General features: G+C 58.5%; 15 protein-coding genes and 1 tRNA gene. 8 read left to right on the top strand and 8 right to left on the bottom strand.

Annotated elements, in window-relative coordinates:
• Positions 1 to 2: 2 nt before the first annotated feature.
• The 4 genes from V9T28_RS04885 to V9T28_RS04870 are packed head-to-tail and all read right to left on the bottom strand — an operon-like array spanning position 3 to position 4476.
• The gene (locus V9T28_RS04885) at positions 3 to 779 is read right to left on the bottom strand and encodes an enoyl-CoA hydratase/isomerase family protein (RefSeq protein ID WP_116401432.1); all 777 of its coding nucleotides are present in this window, start codon (positions 777 to 779) and stop codon (positions 3 to 5) included.
• Positions 772 to 2367, bottom strand: coding sequence for an acyl CoA:acetate/3-ketoacid CoA transferase (locus V9T28_RS04880; protein ID WP_116401431.1), 1596 nt, complete (start codon positions 2365 to 2367; stop codon positions 772 to 774). Before V9T28_RS04880 ends, V9T28_RS04885 begins: the two co-directional genes overlap by 8 nt.
• 50 nt (positions 2368 to 2417) lie before the next feature.
• Complete coding sequence (locus V9T28_RS04875; RefSeq protein ID WP_116401430.1) at positions 2418 to 3419, bottom strand: Gfo/Idh/MocA family protein; 1002 nt, start codon at positions 3417 to 3419, stop codon at positions 2418 to 2420.
• Positions 3420 to 3429: 10 nt separating this feature from the next.
• Complete coding sequence (locus V9T28_RS04870) at positions 3430 to 4476, bottom strand: LacI family DNA-binding transcriptional regulator (protein WP_116401570.1); 1047 nt, start codon at positions 4474 to 4476, stop codon at positions 3430 to 3432.
• A gap of 114 nt (positions 4477 to 4590) precedes the next feature.
• Here V9T28_RS04870 and V9T28_RS04865 point away from each other — a divergent pair, with 114 nt between their 5' ends.
• Both V9T28_RS04865 and V9T28_RS04860 read left to right on the top strand, forming a co-directional pair.
• On the top strand, positions 4591 to 5751 hold the full coding sequence (locus tag V9T28_RS04865; RefSeq protein WP_116401429.1) for a dihydrodipicolinate synthase family protein: 1161 nt from the start codon (positions 4591 to 4593) through the stop codon (positions 5749 to 5751).
• A 586-nt stretch (positions 5752 to 6337) separates the two neighbouring features.
• A complete protein-coding gene (locus V9T28_RS04860; protein ID WP_116401428.1) occupies positions 6338 to 7498 on the top strand; it encodes a GGDEF domain-containing protein in 1161 nt (386 codons plus the stop codon).
• 22 nt (positions 7499 to 7520) lie between these two features.
• On the opposite strand, the gene V9T28_RS04855 is transcribed toward V9T28_RS04860, so the two are convergent.
• The 4 genes from V9T28_RS04855 to V9T28_RS04840 form a co-directional block, all read right to left on the bottom strand.
• Positions 7521 to 8444, bottom strand: coding sequence for a hypothetical protein (locus V9T28_RS04855; protein ID WP_116401427.1), 924 nt, complete (start codon positions 8442 to 8444; stop codon positions 7521 to 7523).
• 216 nt (positions 8445 to 8660) lie between these two features.
• A complete protein-coding gene (locus V9T28_RS04850) occupies positions 8661 to 8795 on the bottom strand; it encodes a hypothetical protein (RefSeq protein WP_281024270.1) in 135 nt (44 codons plus the stop codon).
• Between the two features lie 860 nt (positions 8796 to 9655).
• Positions 9656 to 9726, bottom strand: a tRNA-Glu gene (locus tag V9T28_RS04845).
• Positions 9727 to 9807: 81 nt separating this feature from the next.
• Complete coding sequence (locus V9T28_RS04840; RefSeq protein WP_147306454.1) at positions 9808 to 10905, bottom strand: hypothetical protein; 1098 nt, start codon at positions 10903 to 10905, stop codon at positions 9808 to 9810.
• A gap of 612 nt (positions 10906 to 11517) precedes the next feature.
• Here V9T28_RS04840 and V9T28_RS04835 point away from each other — a divergent pair.
• The 6 genes from V9T28_RS04835 (at position 11518) to V9T28_RS04810 (ending at position 18813) form a co-directional block, all read left to right on the top strand.
• On the top strand, positions 11518 to 12081 hold the full coding sequence (locus V9T28_RS04835; protein WP_116401423.1) for a recombinase family protein: 564 nt from the start codon (positions 11518 to 11520) through the stop codon (positions 12079 to 12081).
• A 318-nt stretch (positions 12082 to 12399) separates the two neighbouring features.
• The gene (locus tag V9T28_RS04830) at positions 12400 to 12855 is read left to right on the top strand and encodes a hypothetical protein (protein WP_116401422.1); all 456 of its coding nucleotides are present in this window, start codon (positions 12400 to 12402) and stop codon (positions 12853 to 12855) included.
• A gap of 783 nt (positions 12856 to 13638) precedes the next feature.
• Entirely contained in the window at positions 13639 to 14187 is a 549-nt protein-coding gene (locus V9T28_RS04825; RefSeq protein ID WP_147306453.1) for a hypothetical protein, read from the top strand.
• Between the two features lie 33 nt (positions 14188 to 14220).
• Positions 14221 to 15534 (top strand): hypothetical protein, encoded by a 1314-nt coding sequence (locus tag V9T28_RS04820; RefSeq protein WP_116401420.1) that lies wholly within the window; start codon positions 14221 to 14223, stop codon positions 15532 to 15534.
• Between the two features lie 963 nt (positions 15535 to 16497).
• Positions 16498 to 16914 carry a hypothetical protein gene (locus V9T28_RS04815; protein WP_116401417.1) on the top strand — a complete coding sequence of 139 codons (417 nt, stop codon included), beginning with the start codon at positions 16498 to 16500 and terminating at the stop codon, positions 16912 to 16914.
• A gap of 1056 nt (positions 16915 to 17970) precedes the next feature.
• Positions 17971 to 18813: a hypothetical protein gene (locus V9T28_RS04810; RefSeq protein ID WP_116401415.1), complete on the top strand. Its 843-nt coding sequence runs from the start codon at positions 17971 to 17973 to the stop codon at positions 18811 to 18813.
• Positions 18814 to 19163 lie beyond the last annotated feature (350 nt).

The raw sequence follows: 19163 nt of genomic DNA, 5'->3' as shown, positions 1-19163 counted from the left end.
TGTTATGAACCCTTGAATTGCGGCGTGCGCTTGTCACGGAACGCGGCAACCCCTTCGTTGAGATCAGCCGTGTGTGAAATGAAAGCGCTGGCGATGATTTCATGCGCGGCCTCCGCCTCTTCGCCTTCGGCCGCATTGATCAATTGTTTGGTCACGACCGTCGCGACCGGGCCGCGTTTGGCGAGATTGGCCGCGACGGCCCTCGCCCGTGCAAGACTCTCGCCGCGCGGCACGATGTGGTCGGCAAGGCCAAGCTGGAGCGCCTGTGCAGCATCCAGGCGTTCGCCGAACAAGGCCAGGCGCTTGACGACGGGTGCACCGAAGCGGCGGGTCAATCGCTGCGTGCCGGACCAGCCCGGAATGATGCCGATCGAGGTTTCCGGCAACGCGAATGTGGCGTGCTCCTCGCCGATCCTCAGATCCGCAGTCGCCGCCAATTCGAGGCCGCCGCCCAGCACATGGCCGTTGAGCGCCGCGATCAACGGTACCTTGAGGCGCGCGAGCTTATCGAAGACGCGATGACCTTGCCGCACCCATTCCTGCCCCATGGCAAAGGGCGTCAATTGGCCCCAATCGGCGATGTCGCCACCGGCGCAGAAGGCCTTCTCGCCCGCACCGGTCAGGATCGCGGCACGCACCGAGACATCGCGGTCGATGGCATCGGCAGCGGCCCCCAGCGCGGCCATCATCTCGGCATTGAGCGCGTTGAGCTTGGCGGGACGGTTCAGTATGACGACCGCGAGACCGTCTTCGATTGTGAGTTCGACGGTGTCAGTCACGGCGCGGCCCCCGCAAGGTGAGCCCGATCGGGTCCGGCTTGAACAGCGCTTCAGCCATCACCTTGGGTTTCTGCGACACGCGCAACGGAAATTCGGCTTGGGCGAGAATGTCACGCTGCAAATCGACCCCCGGTGCGATCTCCGTCACCGCAATGCCGTCGTTCGTCAGCTTCAGGACGCAGCGTTCGGTGATGTAGGTGATGTCCTGCCCCTGTGCGACGGCCCGGCGGCCGGAGAAGGATACATGCTCGACCTCTTGCACGAGCTTCTTCACTCTGCCCTCGCGATTGATGCGCAGCCCGCCATGCTCGACGCTCAAATCCGCGCCGGCGCTGAAGAAGCCGGAGAACACGATGCGCTTCGCATGGGCAGTGATGTCGACAAACCCACCCGCCCCGGCGGTCACATGCGGGCGGACGCCAAGCTTCGACACGTTCACGCAGCCGTCGCGGTCGATTTGCAGAAACGACAGCAGCGACGCGTCGAAGCCGCCGCCTTGAAAGTAGGTGAACTGGTAGGACGAGGGCACGATGGCTTCGGCATTGGCGGCGCAACCGAATTGAAAGTCGAGCAGCGGCACGCCGCCGACCGCGCCCTGTTCGATCACCCATGTGACCGCGCCGTGCTGGCCTTCCTCGATGAGAATGCGCGGCACATTGGCGGAAATGCCGAAACCGATATTCACCGCGTCGCCGCGATGCAGCTCCTGCGCGACACGCCGCGCAATGACTTTCTGGATCCCGAATTCCGGCACGTTGAAGGACGAGTCGGGACGAAACACTTCGCCCGAAATCGCCGGATCATATTGGGTTTGCGTCGTCTGCATCTGATCCGGCGCGACGACAATCGCATCGACCAGAATGCCTGGCACCAACACCGCCTGCGGCTTCAGCGTGCCCTGCTTGGCAAGGCGCTTGACTTGCGCGATGACGATGCCGCCGTTGTTGCGCACGGCCAGGGCCTGATCGAGCGGACCGAGATAACCGCCTTCATGCTCGAAGGACAGATTGCCGCGCTCGTCCGCCGTCGTGGCGCGCAGGATCGCGACATTCGGCACGATCGTCGGAAAGAACAGCCAATCGTCGCCGGCGAAATGCACTTTCTCGACGATACGCGCGGCTGCCGCCTTGGCATTCATGGCACAGCCTTCGCGCGCCGGATCGACGAATGTGTCGAGGCCGATTTTCGTGAGCACGCCAGGCCGTTTGGCCGCCGCCTCGCGGTGCATGTCGAACAAAATGCCGGAGGGAATGTTGTAGGCGGGAATAGCATTTTCCGAGATCATCTGCCAGATCATCGGCGGCGCAGCGGACGATGGCCCCGATGGATAGGAGCCGCCGAGAATGCGCGCGAGCAAGCCCGGCCTAGCGATATGATCGACGCCCTTGATACCCCACATATCGCCAGCCGCGATCGGGTGCAGCGTCGTGATCTCGCGCGGATGACCGCTGTGATCGAACCGCCGCCCGATGGCCGCCAAGGTCGCGTCAGGACAGCCGAGACCGGAGGACGACGACACGGTGACAATTGCGCCGTCGGGGATCAAAGCGGCAGCCTCGTCGGCGGTCATGACTTTGGGAAAAGGCATGGTGTTTTTCTCTTAACGTTCAACTCAGGACGTTCGGCGCGATTGACGGATCACGCGGCGACAGCGATTTCTTTCCCGCTCGCCGCGGCTTCCATTGCTGCGAGCGCAGCGGCCATGGACTTCACACCATCCTCGCCAGTGGCCGATGGTTGGCCCTTGCCAGCGACGGCATCGTGAAACAGGCGCAGCGAACGCGCATACAGGTTTTCGTGGTTGAGCCGCAGGCTTTGCTCGCCATCGGCGTTGCGCAAGATCACTTCGCCCTTCGGCTGCTGCGTCATGCAATCGCGCGCGATGAGCGAGCCTTCGGAACCATGCACCTCGAAGCCCGTGCCGGCATAGCGCGTGGTGAAGGCGTCGTGGAACTGCGCCAGAAGGCCGGATTTGAAACGCATGACGCCCATCACGCCATCCTCAATTCCGCCCTCGCCCATGCCGGCCTTTTGCACCATGGCGCTCACATGGGTCGGTTCGTCATCGAGCACGAACCGCAGCGTATCGGCATCGTGCACCGTAATGTCCATGATCACACCCGCGCCGGCAGATGGATTCTTGATGCGCCAGCCTTGCAGATGCGGCGGCAGGAACACGGCGTGGAACACGCGTGCGAACAGCGGCTTGCCGATCTTACTGGCCTTGATTGCTTCGCGCATCGCGCGGTGGGTCGCGGCATTGCGCAAATGATGGTTGGTGCCCATGACGACACCACGCTCATGGCAAAGGGCCACCATTGCGCGAGCATCATCGAGGCTGAGCGCCAAGGGCTTTTCGCACAGCACATGTTTGCCGGCTTTCGCCGCGGCTAAGTGCTGATCGCGGTGCAATTCGTTGGTCGTCGAAATATAAACCGCGTCGATATCGGGATCGGACACGAGCGCCTGCAAATCGCTCGTATGTTTGGCAATCCCGTTGGCTACAGCATAGTCCTTGGCGCGCGCTGCGTCCGAGCTCATCACGCTCACGACGGAACCGCCCGCATCGCGCATCGCGCCGATCATCCATTCCTTGGCGATCGTGCTCGCACCGATCAGCCCCCACCGCACCTGAGTCATTGTCAAACTCCTATTGTTTCGATCCGCCGCATGAGGCACGGACAATGAGCCGTGCGTCGCCGATCCGGATTTCATCTTCGTAATGGCCCGATTTGATCTGCTGCATGAGCAGCCGGGCCGCCGTTTCGCCAAGCCCGCGCCCGTCGGCCGCCACGCTGCTCAACGCGGGCGACATGTGCTTGGCTTCGTCGATGTCGTCGAAGCCGATGATGGCAAAATCCTTGCCGACATCGCGCCCGGCGGCTTGCAGCCCATGGATGGCGCCGATCGCCACCACATCGTTGAAGCACAAGGCGGCGGTCGGCGGCGTCTTGAGCTTGAGGATTGTGTGGACGGATTCGCGGCCGCCCTCGCGGTTCGGCAGCCCCTCCACCACCAGCGACCGGTCAAAGGCAATTCCCGCCTCTTTCAACGCGTCGCGATAACCTGCGATACGCTCCTCGCCGACGATCATGCCCGGCAGTCCGCCAAGGAAGGCGATGCGGCGATGGCCCAGCGCGATCAAATGGCGCACGGCTGCCAGCGCACCGGCGCGATTGTCCGGCACGACGACAGACCCGCGGCCGCCATCGAGCCGCCGCATGGCGAACACCACCGGCAGGCCTTCGGTGAGCGCGGCAATCTCGCGCGGGTCACTGTGCACGGCAGGGCAAATCACCAGGCCGGCGGCGCCATGCTCACGCATCGAACGCATGACCTGCGTCTGCCGTTCGACATTCTCGCCTGTATTCGCAATGAAGGGAATGAAGTCGCCATTCTGGCAGGCGCGCTCGATCCCGATGGCGAGTTCTGTAAAGAACGGGTTCGCGAGATCGTTGATCACCATGCCGAGAATGCTGGAGTGGCTGGAGCGCAGGCTCGCCGCTCCGCGGTTGTAGACATAGCCGAGGTCTTCGATCGCCTGCTGCACCTTGGCGCGCGTCTCTGTATGGACCAGCGAACTCCCGGCGAGCACCAAAGAAACCGTCGATTTCGACACGCCGACATGCCTGGCGATGTCCACGATGGTCACGCGGCCAGCTCTCGGCTCTGAGGTCGAATGATCGACGGAATTCAAGCTCAACTCCCTTCAAACAAGGCGCCATTTGCCAAGGCCGGCAATTTCGCTCTTGCCTTTTGGAACGTTCCAAATTATCAATAGAGCATCTCCAGCGAGCTGTAAAGGCAAAAAGTGAGCACCTTGCTTCTCCCCACCGCCACCGGTTTGGAACCCTACCGGCTTGGTCCGGCATCTCCTTATGCGCGGCGGGCGCAAGGTCCGTTCCCGCGCATCGCCTATGCCGCCGCGCACGTGGTCGCCGATCCGCGCCGCGCGGAAAATCCGTGGCAGGCTGCGGCGGTGGATTGGGATGCGACCCTCGCCTTCCGGCATCATCTATGGGGATTGGGGTTCAAGATCGCCGAAGCGATGGACACGTCGCAGCGGGGCATGGGACTTGACTGGCCGGGCGCGAAAGAGCTGATCGCCCGCTCCTTACGCGAAGCCAAAACAGTGGAAGGCGCCGATCTTGCCTGCGGCGCCGGCACCGATCAGCTCGCGCCGCAGGACGCCAAAGATCTCAACGACGTGATCCGTGCCTACGAAGAGCAGATGCAGCACATCGAAGCGCATGGCGGCCGCATGATCCTGATGGCAAGCCGCGCGTTGTGCGCACACGCCAAAAGCCCTGACGATTATTTGAAAGTCTATGGCCGCCTGATTGATCAGGCGCGCGACAAGGTCATTCTCCATTGGCTCGGCGATATGTTCGACCCACATTTGACCGGATATTGGGGCTCGACCAATGTGGATGAGGCGATGGCGACGTGCCTCGACTTGATCAACGCCCGTCGGCACAAAATCGACGGCATCAAAATCTCGCTGCTCAAGCAGGCACATGAAGAAACCATGCGCGCCCGGCTCCCCGACGGGGTGAAAATGTTCACGGGCGACGATTTCAATTACGCTGACCTGATTGCCGGCGACGGCGTGCATCACTCGCACGCCCTGCTCGGCATTTTCGACCCGATCGCACCAGCGGCGGCCGCGGCCTTCGCCAGGCTAGCAGCGGGCGACCGGGCCGGATATGACGCGATCCTCGCACCCACCGTTCCGCTGTCGCGCAAGATCTTCGAGGCGCCGACCCAATTCTATAAAGCCGGTGTCGTCTTCCTCGCCTGGCTCAACGGTTTTCAGACTCATTTCGCCATGCTCGGCGGCATGCAATCGGCCCGCGGCATTCTGCATTACGCCGACGTGTTCCGCCTGGCCGACCAGGCAGGATTGCTGATCGAGCCTGAGCTCGCGGCGGAACGGATGAAGGCTTGGTGCGCCGTACATGGGGTGGCGTGACGTCAAGGAGATCAGGGTTTCTCAGACTGGCTGGAAAAACCGGAAGACAACAAGACGGCTGCAACTGCCTTTGTGTGTTGAATTGTTGAGGGCAGAACGGAGATCCTTCGACGGCGCATGAATTATTCGTGTGCTGCGCCGCACTTTGCTCAGGCTGACGCCCCTACCGCGAGCGTGAATCGTGCGGAACTGGTCCAAAACCGCATTGACTCCATCGCCACTCTTCGCCTATCCCGCGCAGGCAACGTCGCTAAATTACGGGCAAAGCAAGAGTTGGAGGCTGCGTGAACCCTCGCAGATAATTCAACCCATAATATTTTACCGCAAAGGCCCGGCGCGGCGATGAGATGATCGCATTTCTATTTTCTATAAGGTTGCCCATTGCGAGCGGGCTTGGCGTTGAGTACCCACAAACGTCGAACGCGAACACAATGCGGAAACGGGACCAGAGGTTGCCGTGCGGTCAAAAGCGAAGACTACGTATCTCCTGCGTATATTCCACAATCAGACACTAATACATTAAATATATAAAAGTATATATATTAGAATGGAATTGACATGACCCATACGATTGGGTGAGATTGCTATGAACAACGATTTTACATTCTTATTGCCATCGACGCTGAGCGTATTTGGGACCGCATTTCTAATCATATGGCGCATGTGGCGCATCAGGCCGGCATTGTTCTGGGGACTGGCGTACCTTCTCTGGACCGCCTGTTTACTTCTGCAAACCGTCGACAATTCGCTCTACGCCAAAAAAATGGCGATTCTGATTCAGGCACAGTTTCTGCTGTCGGTCTTCTTTCTGATGCATGGATTGCAAGCGCTCGTCGGAGAACCCCAAACCGCGCTGCGGAGCCGCTTGGTCATCTGCTTGGGTACGATCGGATTGGCGAGTTGGCTGATGTACACGGAAAGCGCGGAGTGGGCCGTTCTATCGGTCAGGCTTGCCATGCGCCTGTCCCTCACGGGGATTGCACTAGCGGTGATGTGGCGTCATTTGAACCAGCCGATCAACAAGTTATTGTTCACCGTTGTCGCGATCACAACGATCGCCATTCTGCTTACGGCCGTGAAATTGGCCTTTACATCGCAAGCGGCCGACGGACGCCCGATTTACACGCCATTTCTTCTGTTGGGATACGTCTACAGCAATATCGTTGCGATCGTCTTCGCGCTGACCGCGCTGGGGGTCATGGCATTCGACATTACCAAACGATATCGGATGGAGGCGCTGCTGGACCCCTTGTCCGGGCTGGCAAACAGGCGTCAGTTCGATGCCTTCCACCGCGTCGAATGGCAGCGGGCCGCCTACACACGTCAGCACCTCTCGCTCTTGATGATTGACGTCGACATGTTCAAAGCCTTCAACGATACCTACGGACATACCGCAGGTGATCGCTGCATTATCGAGGTTGCTCAAGCGATCAGCTCCTGCGTACGCCGGCACGACGACTTATGCGCGCGGGTGGGCGGTGAGGAGTTCGTGGTCATTTTGCCGGGAACGCCGGCGTCCAACGCGGCGATTGTTGCGCGCAATATTTGCGAAGCTGTCCGATCGGCGGCGATTCCGCACGAATATAACCCACACGGGATCGTCACGGTAAGCATTGGCGTCGCAACGGCAGTGCCTAGCGGCGACTATAATGGGTCTCTCCTAGAAGCAGCGGATACAAGCCTCTACAAAGCCAAGATCAATGGCCGCAATCGTGTCGAAATGGCTGTGGGCATGGTTCAAAGTTAGGGATCAATGAACCAGTGCAAAGCTACTCCGGATTTGGTCCGACGGCTCGTATCTGGAATGGATCGACAATTTCCGCATCAAGCCGCGGGGTGAGGCCGGCGCGATCCTTCGGCTCGCGCCGCAGATCGACCAGGCCAAGCATCTGCTCTGCCGCCCGTCGGATCGGCTCGATGCGCTCGCGCAGCGTTTTGGACTCATCTGCGGGGGCAGCGCCGCGGCATGTGTAATACGTCCGCGCAAGGAGATCGTACGCGTCGGTCTCAAACGGAGTAAAATCGATTGCGCCTGGCGGTTGATCCTCGGGCAGATACATGTTGGCAAAGAAGCTGCCATAGCCGTGACGATACCGGTCGTAACGGCGCAGCTTGGCGGCGCGCTGGGCTCTCGTGCGAAGCACCCATTCGAAATGCGCAATATAGGCTTCCGGTCGCATCCGCGACCAACGGTCGATCAAAAAGCCGTCGCTGTGCATCTTGGCAACGAAGGTCACTTCGTTAGGGCGAAACAACCGCCAATGATGATCGGCCCCATTACGACCGGCGCGGTCGAGCCAGATGCTTGTCCGCGCATAGCTGAGCGGACGGCCCGGCTCATACCAGGCCCAGCGGCGAGGAATTGCGACGGATTGCGCCTCTGCCGGCGGCTCGGGTCCTCTTAATCGCTCGAACAGGCAATCGGACAAGATTTCGTCATCATTGACAAAGAGCGCCCAAGGCGTCCTGACGACATCGCGTGTGACGCGCACGATGGATTCGACAAAAGTGAACGGAGCGATATCGACGATCGGGACGCCGGCGCGAAGAGCGATCTCGCGCGTCTTATCGCGGGTTCGAGAGTCGAGGAAAAGGGTCGGCGTAACGCCACGCGCGAGATAATGGTCGAGCAAAGGGCCGATCCATCCGGCACTGTCGCGGGTTGGAATGGCGACCGTGAACCAAGCATCCATGGATGTTTTCAAACCCCTCCCCGCGACCGAAGATCGTACAATCTGCGGTCGCAAGCATTACAGCACGATTTTTTCGATGCAAGGTGGCGAAGATCGAGCGGAGTCCTCGGAAAACAATACACATGTCAGAGTTTCCGCAGGATCGGTCTGCCCCTCCCCGACAACGGTTGATGGGCGCGAATTCCTCACGCCCGGCAAGCTTTCTGAGGCTTCGTCCTAGCTGCTGTTACCGGGGCGCGCGGGCGGCTTGTCAGCGCCAATGACGCCGATGACGATGAACCCAACCACGATGCCGACCGATGTACCATCCGCGGTGCAAGCCGTGATGATGGTGACGGTGCCATCTTCCATGCCAGCGCACCTGCTCCACTTGTGAAAGGGACGCGCCGTCTTGGGGCATCACCGGCATAGCCGATGCGACTCCTGTTGCCGCGACAAGTCCGGTGAACGCCAAAACGATCAGCAGCTTCTTCATTCCAAGCCTCCTTTTGGGTGGGTTTCCGCCGTCCCCGCCTCTCGCTCCGTATCGGCCGAATCGCCACCGAGCGTGCTCGCATATCTATCGGGGCCACTCCTATGAGTCGGGCGTGCGCTGCCCGCAGGCTCAACAGCTTAAAGGGGCCGGCCCAGCCATACAAGGCCCCGCCAGCGCCCATGCACCGGCGCCTCAGACTTGGACTGCGACTGCTTCACCGCACCAATCCATGACGCGATGTGCTATGACCCATGGAGCGGGCGATCTGTCGATTTCGGAAGGAGCCATGACCTATAGAATATCGATCGCACTGGCCGCGGCAGCGATGCTTGCGCTTGGAGCGAGCACGGCCTCGGCCCTCAATCGAGGGGTCCGCAGCCACGCTGTTCGCGGTCCTAGGCACACGATTGTCGTTCACGTGCCAGTCAGCGGGCCGGTTGTTCCCGGGCAGTCTCACATAAGCGCCGCGCGCTGCGTCCGCCTCTGTTTGAATGCCGGGCTGAGCAAAAACTTTTGCCACTCAACCTGCGATTGAGCTTTCCTGCCGATTCAGCCGCTCTGTAGACCCGCCGCGCTCAAACGCCGGCAGGGTTGCTCAAGACGGGCTCTGTCCGTTTCCAGACGATGCAGGGATTCAAATTATCCGTGAAAATCCACGAAGCTCGACGACGCAGCGCGGCGCTTCACATCCATTTTACAAATTCGCGAAGGTTTTCAGCTAAGCGCCTGATTTCATTGGCGCTCCCTAGGGGACTCGAACCCCTGTTTTCGCCGTGAGAGGGCGAGACAACATGGCAGTTCTTAAGCAATTTCAATATCATACAAGAACCCTGTAGGCAATACCTGTAGGCAAGCGTTGCTGGCACATCGCAGACAGGGAAAGGCGGACTATTCAGAGTCCCCCTTCTTACCTTTGGACGGGCTAAAGGCCTTCACGATCTCTACAATATGAGCGCGCTGCTCTTTGTTCACGAATGCCGTCGCTATCAAGGTAGCGAAGTCATGGGGCATCCCCACCCAGGCAAAGAGCGAATACGCGCCAGCAACAATTCCCACACCCCCGACAACGTTGGAATGCTGCTTAGCGAAATCCCATCCCCTTTCTAAAGCAAGCTGGCCTGCTTTCCGCGCCCTTTCGAGAGCAGCCTTCTTTCCCGCGATCTCTTTTGCCTCCGCTACCTCTTCTAAGGCGCGCTCGATGGACTCAACGCCTTCCAATAATGCTTCCAGAAGCGCGAGAAGGTCAGCCGTTTCCTCCGAGTTGGATCGCTGTTCTTTCACTGAAGCGATGTTGTCACGAATGCTTTGTGCGAGAGAACCGGCCAGAGACCGAAGGCCATTCAAATCGGAAGTGATGCTTTGCTCATATGCCGTGTAGGTGACGGGCGAGCCGGATACCTCCGGTGACTCGCCTAGCCGCTCCCCGATCCGCTTGACGGCGCCCGCGAGTTGGTCTTCTTCACCCGCTAAAGACAACCCGGCATTTGATAGTGCGTCGGTCAAATGCCGCCGCACAGGGATATTTTCCGCCAGCAAATCCATCACGCCTTGTGGGTGATTTGGATCTATTTGCACCGCAACGTGACTGGGCGCGGAGGATGCTTCATTGGGGCCAGAAACATCTAGACTCGCCCGACCATATGCGCCGGCCGTGCCATAGCCTCCAGCACGTCCGTAAGCAGCGCCAACTGAGGCAGCCACACCTTGGACATCCGCAGCTCCATCAGCAGTACCACTCGCAGCAGCAATTGAGCCACCCACACCACTGACATCCGCAGTTCCATTTGCAGTACCGGCCGCGCGCCCATTAGGGTCGAACCGCCCCCGCTCGTCCAGTTCGGTTTCGTCAACTTCTTCCTCAGTACCTGGGATGATTTCGCCGCCCGCGATGGCGATGCGCTCTGCCGGGCTCTTGAGCGGCTGAATAACCCACTCACCAGCGGTTATATCAAAAACCCTGAATTGATGAACTTTGATTTTCGCCATGTTGCGCCCCGCTTTCGGTTAGCATAGCCGCAAAGATGGGGGCAATGGTAGGTGCTTCAACGTGCCCAGAAGTGACATGATTGCATAAGTGGGACGATTACCCTGCCCCCCCGACCTCACAAAACGGACACATTACCCCCTAGCCTAGGCCTCACAAAACGCTGATGTAGCCACCAGGGACCCGTTTAGATTTGCAGAAAAAATGTGAGGGGGTTTGGATAATCGGGGCGCCGAGTTCCCCCCGGTGCCGCCCGCGCGTTTATAAAACCTACCCTGGTTAGATACTTTGCCGCGCGTGTGCGAAATATGAACCTACCTAGATACTACACTTTGCTGCGAGCAAGCGGTGTGCCAGTGGTAACTGGATGGTCGCTGTAGGATCAGCGCAGGACGCCACCCATCGCAGTCACTTAGGGCAACCATCCAAATGTTAAGGCTGCCCGAACATTTCCCTTCGGCGCTGGCCCGGTTCGCGTGGAGTGTCCATTATGGGTACACCCATGGATAACGCTCACCGGCTCGGTCGAATGTGTTCATTTAGGGTTGACAATCGATTTAGTGAACGATATTGCTTGAGGGTCTTAGACCCATAGTGAACAGCCAGAGGCAGCCATGACCGTCAAGCATCTCATTGGATACGCGCGGGTTAGCACCAGCGACCAAGACACATCGATACAGCAGGCAAAGCTTAAGGCAGCAGGATGCGCCACCGTGCGAGCCGAGAAAGCCTCCGGACGTTCCCGCGATGGCCGCAGCGAGCTTGAGGCAGTCCTGGACTTCATTCGCCCAGGGGACACCCTTGTGGTCGTTAAGCTGGACCGCTTGGGACGCAGCACGCGGGACGTTCTCAATCTCGTTCACGAACTGGAACAGAAGGGAGCGAGCCTGCGTGTCCTAGAGCCGGAGATCGATACATCAGGCCCGATGGGCAAAATGATCCTCACTGTCCTAGGCATGGTGGCTGAGATGGAAGTTGGCTTCATACGGGAACGCCAGCGGGCAGGCATAGACGCTGCCAAAGCCGAAGGTGCTTACAAGGGCCGTCCCGTCACCATCGACCATGACAAGATCGTTGAACTGCGTCGGGAAGGCAAAGGCGCAACCGACATTGCTAGGATCGTCGGATGTGGGCGCGGCAACGTCTACAAGGTGTTGAAGGCGGCGGGCATAGACTGACCGTTCATTGCCCACCCCAACCCATCGAGCACCGCACAGCCGCGACATTTTGACTCATGACGATAGGGCTACAGACCCCTTCCCGATGCAATGATTGCAGCAACGGGAACATATTCACTCGATAATCAATAATAAAATCATGGTCTTCAATAGAATTATTCCCAGATGTGGGATGATTGCATAAGTGTAATGATTGCAAAATCAACACCTTAAGCGGCCTCAATACACGTTCTTTACTCTAATTCCATTTGACATTTCCGTTTTTCAATTCAGCCTAAGAGGGCCGGCCATCAACGTGGCCATACAAAGGGGCTTATAATGACGAAAAGTGCAGATACCCAAGATGCTCATTGCAGTGACGAGATAGACCTCAGCTATACCCTGGCCCCGCCAGGATCAAAGCTCGTCGAGACGTTCGCTGCGACCTACCTGTACATCCCATACCTTGGCGAAACATACGTCGAGGTGGTGAAGACGCCCAAAGGTTGCCCGTACTTCGAAGTTTGCAATACCTCAGAGCGTGACATGGCGGTCTTTATTGGCGGATGGCGGTTTACCTTCGATCGGCCTGAACGCGTTACCCGTGATCCCATCACACGCACCAGAGTCAGAACTTTGATTGGCTCAAGGAAGGTGTGGCTCGTTTTCTCCGTCCCCGTCCTGATGACGCTTGTCTCGCTGATGACCTTCCCCAAACTCCTATTGCGGCGCCTGCGTGCTATCTCTAGGCGCAGCAGCCCCCTAGCGCACAGCGATGCCGTAAGCGGGCACTGAGCGGCGGGCATCGTCCGCCACAAGGTGGACCGCTACAGGCGATGCAAGGCCCCGCAATGGTTTCACTCATGTGGCCGTTGCGGGGCTTAATTATGTTGCGCCCTAGGAGCCGCACGGTGCCGATTACACCTTGCCTTAGGAGCCACGCGGCGCTGATTAGGTTACCCCCCCGGTCTCAAAGCGATCATTAGGCTACCCCCTAGGCAGTCTCGTGATCGATTACGGGCCCCCCTCGGTACAACGCATTTCGGCCTGCACATTTTGGGCCCATGCAACAGGGAAGCTTAAATGTGGCCTAAGGTGTTGTTATTGTGCGTCTTTGGTGCGTTTTAGGCCAATTACCCCTCCCGCTCGGAGACCAGAAACGTCGATTAGGGGCCGACCTAGGAGCCGAAAAACTTTCGATAACCCCCCGGCCTAGGAGCCGCATGACTTCAATTTCACCCTCCCCTCGATCTCAAAGCGCTCAATTTCACCCTGCCCCCGATACAACGCCATCCACGAATCTATTCAATTTACCCCTTCACGCGCCTGTCTCGCCCCCTGCCATGACCCATATAAACTTTTCTTTATATGCCTCTGGGAGCCTGTGTCTGTCTCGCCCCCTGTGTGTGCGAAAAGAATAACCCTAGCCATAATGCCAACAGAGAATACCCCATGTCCTCACACCTAAAAATCTGCAGAAGCTGCAGCCAAAGAAAACCCGCAACGAGCCACGGCGTCTACTGCAATGCATGCTCAACGCGCAACAAACGGCACGGGCATCCCCGGCAAGAGGCAATCTTGCTCAGCCACCTTAAACCCCACCTAAAGACGGTCACTCGCATCCGTAAGCGCAACGCGCATCTCGACTGGGGCGCCATACACGCCCGCTGGGGTGCTGTCGTATCAGCGGCAAAAGACCACATGGCAGACGTTCAGAGTGGCAAAGCTGTCAGACGACGCATCCGTCAGGGCGCGGAGGCAATCATTCGCCTAGATGAACGCGTTGAGGTCAGTAAAATCGTGGATCACGTGATTGCAATTGTCCTGCTACAGGATTCCGACCCGCGCCGGTTCCGGTCAGACGCGGCGTTCAATGCCCAGCTCGTCAGAGTGCTTCGCAAGCTTGACCGTGACAATGCCGCCGCCTGGTTCAACCACGGGGACGGCAAGGCCCATCGGGCTTATGTCGAACTATCGCCCTCAGCGTCCCGCTTCATTTCGTCCCTAATCGCCCCCGCACTTGGCCCCGTAGGACTCCATATCGCCCACCTCGAACGCGCCAAAAGCGAGAACGAGAGGAAGTCCAAGGATGCCGCGTGGGCGGTCATCGAACAAATGAGCGTGTGAGCCTAACAAGCATCTCAAGGGAGTTGACGCGACATGAAGACACGAATTGACGGTAAGGTGATCGCAGCGAGCAACGAACGCCTTCCATGGTTCGACAAATGGCTCGCAATCAAGGGCACCTCACTGCACACCCTAGCAGCGACCGTCAAGGCCGCATTGGCACAGCTTGAGAAGGGCAACAGCAAACGCGAGAGGGCGCGCAAGCCGAACGACCAAAGGCGCTATGACGATATGGTGGAAAGCACTGTTGCGAACATGGCGCATAGCGTTCTCTTTCGAACCACTGACAGGCGCTTGGCGATCCTCACGGGCGAGGACAGGCGACGCGGCACACGATATGACAACGACGCCTTTGGCAAGCCGTTCAGGGTTCTCCTAAGCAACCTTGAGGCGCTGGAGATGGTTGAGTGGGAACGGTCGCCTGGACGCGGCGTGGCGTCATCGGTAGCACCCACGGAACGCTTCTCCGTATTGGTCATGGATGCCGGTATAACGCTGGGCGACTTCTGCCGATGCGCCAATGAGGAAGTCATACTCCTGTTTCGTAAGCACAGGGCCAACGGCAAGATCGTAAAACAGGAGCTTGTAGACTACCTCGACACGCCAGCAACCAACGCCATGCGGGCTACTATACGACGCATCAACGCGCATCTTGAGTCTGCCTGCATCACCTTCATTGCAAGGGATGATGACGGCGGGGACCCTGTTGATCCATACGACAGGACCTTAAGGCGACACTTTGATACCGACGATGGCACACCCCGCTTTGACCGTGTCGGACGCTTGTATGGCGGTTTCTGGCAGCCGTTAGAACGGGATAGACGTAAAGGTATCAGGATCGACAGTGAGCCTGTTGTCTTGCTGGATTATTCATCAATGTTTCTGCGATTGGCCTATGCAGCGAAGGGGGTAAGACCGCCCTCGGGAGACCTCTACGCAATCCCCGGACTTGAGGGCCATCGCCAAGCTGTAAAGGTGGGTGTCAGCGCCGTCCTTTTTGATCCGACCCGGAAACGAAAAGAGTGGCCTAAGAAAGCTGCGCCTGACCAGCAACTGCCCGAAGGCTGGACAGCGGTGATGTTTAGAAAGGCCCTGATGAAAGCCAACCCCGACATTGTTGAGTACATCGGCAGGGGGCGAGGGATGCACCTGATGTACACCGAGAGCGAAATCATGGTCCGCGTTCTGACCGCCTTGATTGATCTAGGTGTCACTGCACTTCCGATACATGACGGCATCTTGATCCGGCAGTCTCATGAAGCTGTAGCGATGCAGGTGATGGAAGTGGTTTCTAAGGATGTATCAGGCTTTGCCTTGGCCGTGACTTCCAAGCTGATGCTGGCTTAGATCAAACCGTCAAGCTGACAGCCTCAGTGGGTTTCTATGGGGAGGAGGATGATGGTCTTTCCCCTGGAACACCACCCCAAATAACACCTACTAGCATACACAGTGCCCATAGGCCCAAGGCGCCTCTAAGGACACCTTGGAGGTCTATCGGCAACTTGGCGTAAAGCTCCGGGCCGCTAAGGAAGCCTGTGGCCATGGGAAGTTTCTTCCTTGGCTTGAGAGCCTGAAATACAGCGGAGCCGCTGCTTTTGGCCTGCATCCAACCCGCGCTCAAACCTTCATGCGCCTCTCAGAAAACTTCGGGGACATCCTCGATGCAATCGCTCCTCCGGAGCTGTCAATGCACTCCCCGAAGGCGAGCGTAAATACTCTGTTGAAGGCGCTCTAGGCATCTGGAACGCCGCTAAACGCATCAAAGGAAACCAAATAGATGACCATACAAAGCTACCCCAACGGCAACCCGCCAAACACCCCTATAGGTGTCAAAGCGGTGTTGACCGGAAACGTTTCGACCAATGGCCACCCAGAGTTCACGCTGTATCGCATGATCGATAACTCCGTACTGGTGGCATCGTCGTATGAGCCCCTGACCGACGCTTGCCGGGCGCTGCGTCTAGCGCACGAAAGCGCAGCATCGTATGTCCAAGTCCTGACTGCGCGTGCGGATGGAGTTTATGTCCCCGCATATGGTGCTCAGATTAACTACGGCTTGAGCATGCTGGGTCCATATCCCGCAGCGTAGCCGGATGGCGAGCATCCAGCGTGATTTAGTGTGCGCTGTATGCCGCGCATTTGACTCAGGACTCGCAAGTCATGACGCCCCGCTACTACCCTACCTGCGAAGCAAAGCGCCCGTCCTAGAGACTCCGGAACGCGCCTTGAATCGATCACCCTAAGGAGCCGTGCAGCCAACCGCTATGCGGCTCTTTTCATTTAACCCAACTCAACAGAGACAAACTCAAAATGAACATAGACGACTATCTACCCGGTGTCCCTGGTCTCACCGTGAACCTGCCCGAAAGCCTGCCGCCCAGCGGCTACATCGTGGTCCCCATCGTGGGCGAGATGGGTCAACGCATTCTCGCTGCTATCCAGAAGGTCATGGCCAAAGATGAGAAGGCACCCAAGAAGGCCTCTTGCTCGCAACGCGTGGTCACATTCATGGCCGAATATAAGGGCAATGAGTTCACGGCGCAGGAATTATACAAGGCAACGAACCTTCGCCAAGGCAATCTTCAAGTCACACTGCGCACGCGTCACGTCAAACAGGCCATGGATACGTATGGCTGGAGACACGTTCCAGGTGAGTGGCTAAAGGCTCCCTCTCGTTTCGTCAGAGTAACACCTGGCAAGCAATCCAAGGGTGCTGCTAATGCCTGAAAACAAAGCAGTGCTCGCTTCTGTAGAAGCTGTTGCTACGTCAGTAGCTGTTGACAAGCTCAAGGCGTGGAAGGGCGCAAGCCAGTGCCGGGATACAACCGCGCAGTTCCTCGCTGCTAAGGGCCACGTTAAGGGCCAACAGTCCCGCGATGGGTCCCCTAACGTTGCCCGCGCATGGCCGCGTCAGATCAATCCCGGTCTCGACAACGGGGACCCTGGCACAAATCTCTTAGGCGACATCGCAGACATGTTGACTAAGCCCGATCTATTGACGGAACGGGACAAAGAGTTCCTACGTCATGTGCAAGAGGCAACCATCCGCACACACCGCGACGGCTCCTCGTCGGCTTACCTTTCAGAGCGTCACTATGGGAAGCTCTTGCTCATGGTGGGACGGTTCACCAAGCCGCACGTCCAATGGAAGTTCTTAAAGCGTAGGGACCAGCTTGCCGCACAGCTTGCGAGCAACGCACAGCAGTCGCCGCAAATGACATCCTTGGTACGCTCCGCAGTCCCTTGGGCGTCGCCTAAAGAGCAACCTGTTGCTGCCACACAGGCACAACATGAAACCGTCCGCGCGCACGATGAAGAGCAGTGTCGCGTAGCACCATCGGGGCAAGCGCCTAAGGTCTATCAGGCCGAAACGCCGCAACCCGACACGGCCCACCATGACCCCGTAACAGGCCGCGTTAAATGGCTCCTGCCAACTTGGTATGGCCGGGTTCAATAGGCTGACCTAACCACCACCGCCACCATAGCGTGGCAAGACGCCGCTTCTTTGCATGTGCTCGCATCCGCTTGCCGGAGGCTGTGCCACAGGCTGCGCGGCAACCATCTCACAACACGAAAGTACAAATTAAAATGTCAATCACCCGCGTCACCTTCAACCACGGCGACCCCATGGCTCCCGTTCTAAGCACACCTGGAATGGGGACTACCACGGAGCCCGTGCGTACCGCTGATCCTTCACTCGCCTCTACAGGCGTCCAGGTCCGCACTGGAGGCGTCACCAACTTTGCAACCTCAGGCACTGATAGCGTAACCAACACACCCTACATGCAGACGCAGGAGTCACGTGTTCAGCGCATTAATATGTACAACCAGCCCAATGGCGAAGCCGGATTGCTGGCCTCAGGCAATCGCGGGGGCACCCCTAAAGTGGCCGCTGATCTGCGCCCGGATGATACGATCAAGATCAATGGCCTTGAGACCAGCTTGGCCGTCGCTGAGAGGCTCGGTCTTGTGAAGCGCGCACCCAACGGCGGATATGAGAATGCCAGCCAGGAGCAAGTGCAGAATGTCGTTGCGCCGCAGCAACAGGCTGAAGTGGACCCTCGCGAGGCTGACCCTCACTATAACCAGGCCCTCCATGATGTTCCAGCCACTGAAGCCCTTCACGACCTGGTAAGCAATGTCACCGCTGGGACCCAAACGCGGGCACTCCTGGACGCTGTTAAGAATGATGGTGTTGTGTCCTTCAACACGCTTGCGGCGGCAGCCTCGGAGGCTGGCAAAGAGCCGTCCCAGGTGCAAGAGCAAGTCTCTCATGTCCTACGCGCCTTCAGGGCACAAGCTGCAAGTGTCGCTTCGGATCACGGCGTTCCCGATGCCGAGCGCTTCTTTGCATGGGCACGGGAGAACCGCGCAGGTCAACTTCAAGGGGCTATGCTGGCACACGGTCAACGTAGGACCACAAGCGGATATGTGCCGCTGATCCAGGATTACCTGGAACGCCTTGATGAGATTGCCCCCGAAGCTGTGCTTGGGAGCCATGTCCCCGGTCGACCGGACATCAAGATTTACAAGAAGGACGGGAAGGTGCTTGTCAGTGCACCAGGACGCGGTGAGATGACGTGGAAGTCTGCCTTGCGCACTGGTCTGGTCAAGCTTGGGAAGTAGTCAACCATGGCACCTAACACACGTTTGAACCGGAACTCACCGGCTGACGACGGCTACGGGCTGATGCGCCGTGACGACGCGTCAGCACTCACTCGCAACCGCTCACAGGAGCAACACGCTGTAGGGGGGCCTTCCCCCTCAGCACCCCAAAAGCAAGATGAGGCCAACATCTTGTCCCGCTATAGCGCGCTGGAGGTGGAGATGGTCGCACAGGCATTGGCCGATAGGTCACTGACGCTTCCCGCAAGCGGCTCCATTGGTTGCGAATGGTCCGATGGAGACCCGCCAAGATATCGGGCGACACACATACACCTTCCGCCCCTCCCAACGATGACTGTTGAGGAAGCGGT

Source organism: Methylovirgula sp. 4M-Z18 (assembly GCF_037890675.1).
Taxonomy (GTDB): domain Bacteria; phylum Pseudomonadota; class Alphaproteobacteria; order Rhizobiales; family Beijerinckiaceae; genus 4M-Z18.
Note: the sequence above shows the minus strand (reverse complement) of the source record. Positions and strands in the feature narration are given on the sequence as shown.

Coding starts and splice junctions, on each gene's coding strand:
- V9T28_RS04880 (WP_116401431.1), bottom strand. CDS start 2,367: ATGCCTTTTCCCAAAGTCATGACCGCCGACGAGGCTGCCGCTTTGATC.
- V9T28_RS04875 (WP_116401430.1), bottom strand. CDS start 3,419: ATGACTCAGGTGCGGTGGGGGCTGATCGGTGCGAGCACGATCGCCAAG.
- V9T28_RS04860 (WP_116401428.1), top strand. CDS start 6,338: ATGAACAACGATTTTACATTCTTATTGCCATCGACGCTGAGCGTATTT.
- V9T28_RS04855 (WP_116401427.1), bottom strand. CDS start 8,444: ATGGATGCTTGGTTCACGGTCGCCATTCCAACCCGCGACAGTGCCGGA.
- V9T28_RS04850 (WP_281024270.1), bottom strand. CDS start 8,795: ATGGAAGATGGCACCGTCACCATCATCACGGCTTGCACCGCGGATGGT.
- V9T28_RS04840 (WP_147306454.1), bottom strand. CDS start 10,905: ATGGCGAAAATCAAAGTTCATCAATTCAGGGTTTTTGATATAACCGCT.
- V9T28_RS04835 (WP_116401423.1), top strand. CDS start 11,518: ATGACCGTCAAGCATCTCATTGGATACGCGCGGGTTAGCACCAGCGAC.
- V9T28_RS04830 (WP_116401422.1), top strand. CDS start 12,400: ATGACGAAAAGTGCAGATACCCAAGATGCTCATTGCAGTGACGAGATA.
- V9T28_RS04820 (WP_116401420.1), top strand. CDS start 14,221: ATGAAGACACGAATTGACGGTAAGGTGATCGCAGCGAGCAACGAACGC.
- V9T28_RS04815 (WP_116401417.1), top strand. CDS start 16,498: ATGAACATAGACGACTATCTACCCGGTGTCCCTGGTCTCACCGTGAAC.
- V9T28_RS04810 (WP_116401415.1), top strand. CDS start 17,971: ATGCAGACGCAGGAGTCACGTGTTCAGCGCATTAATATGTACAACCAG.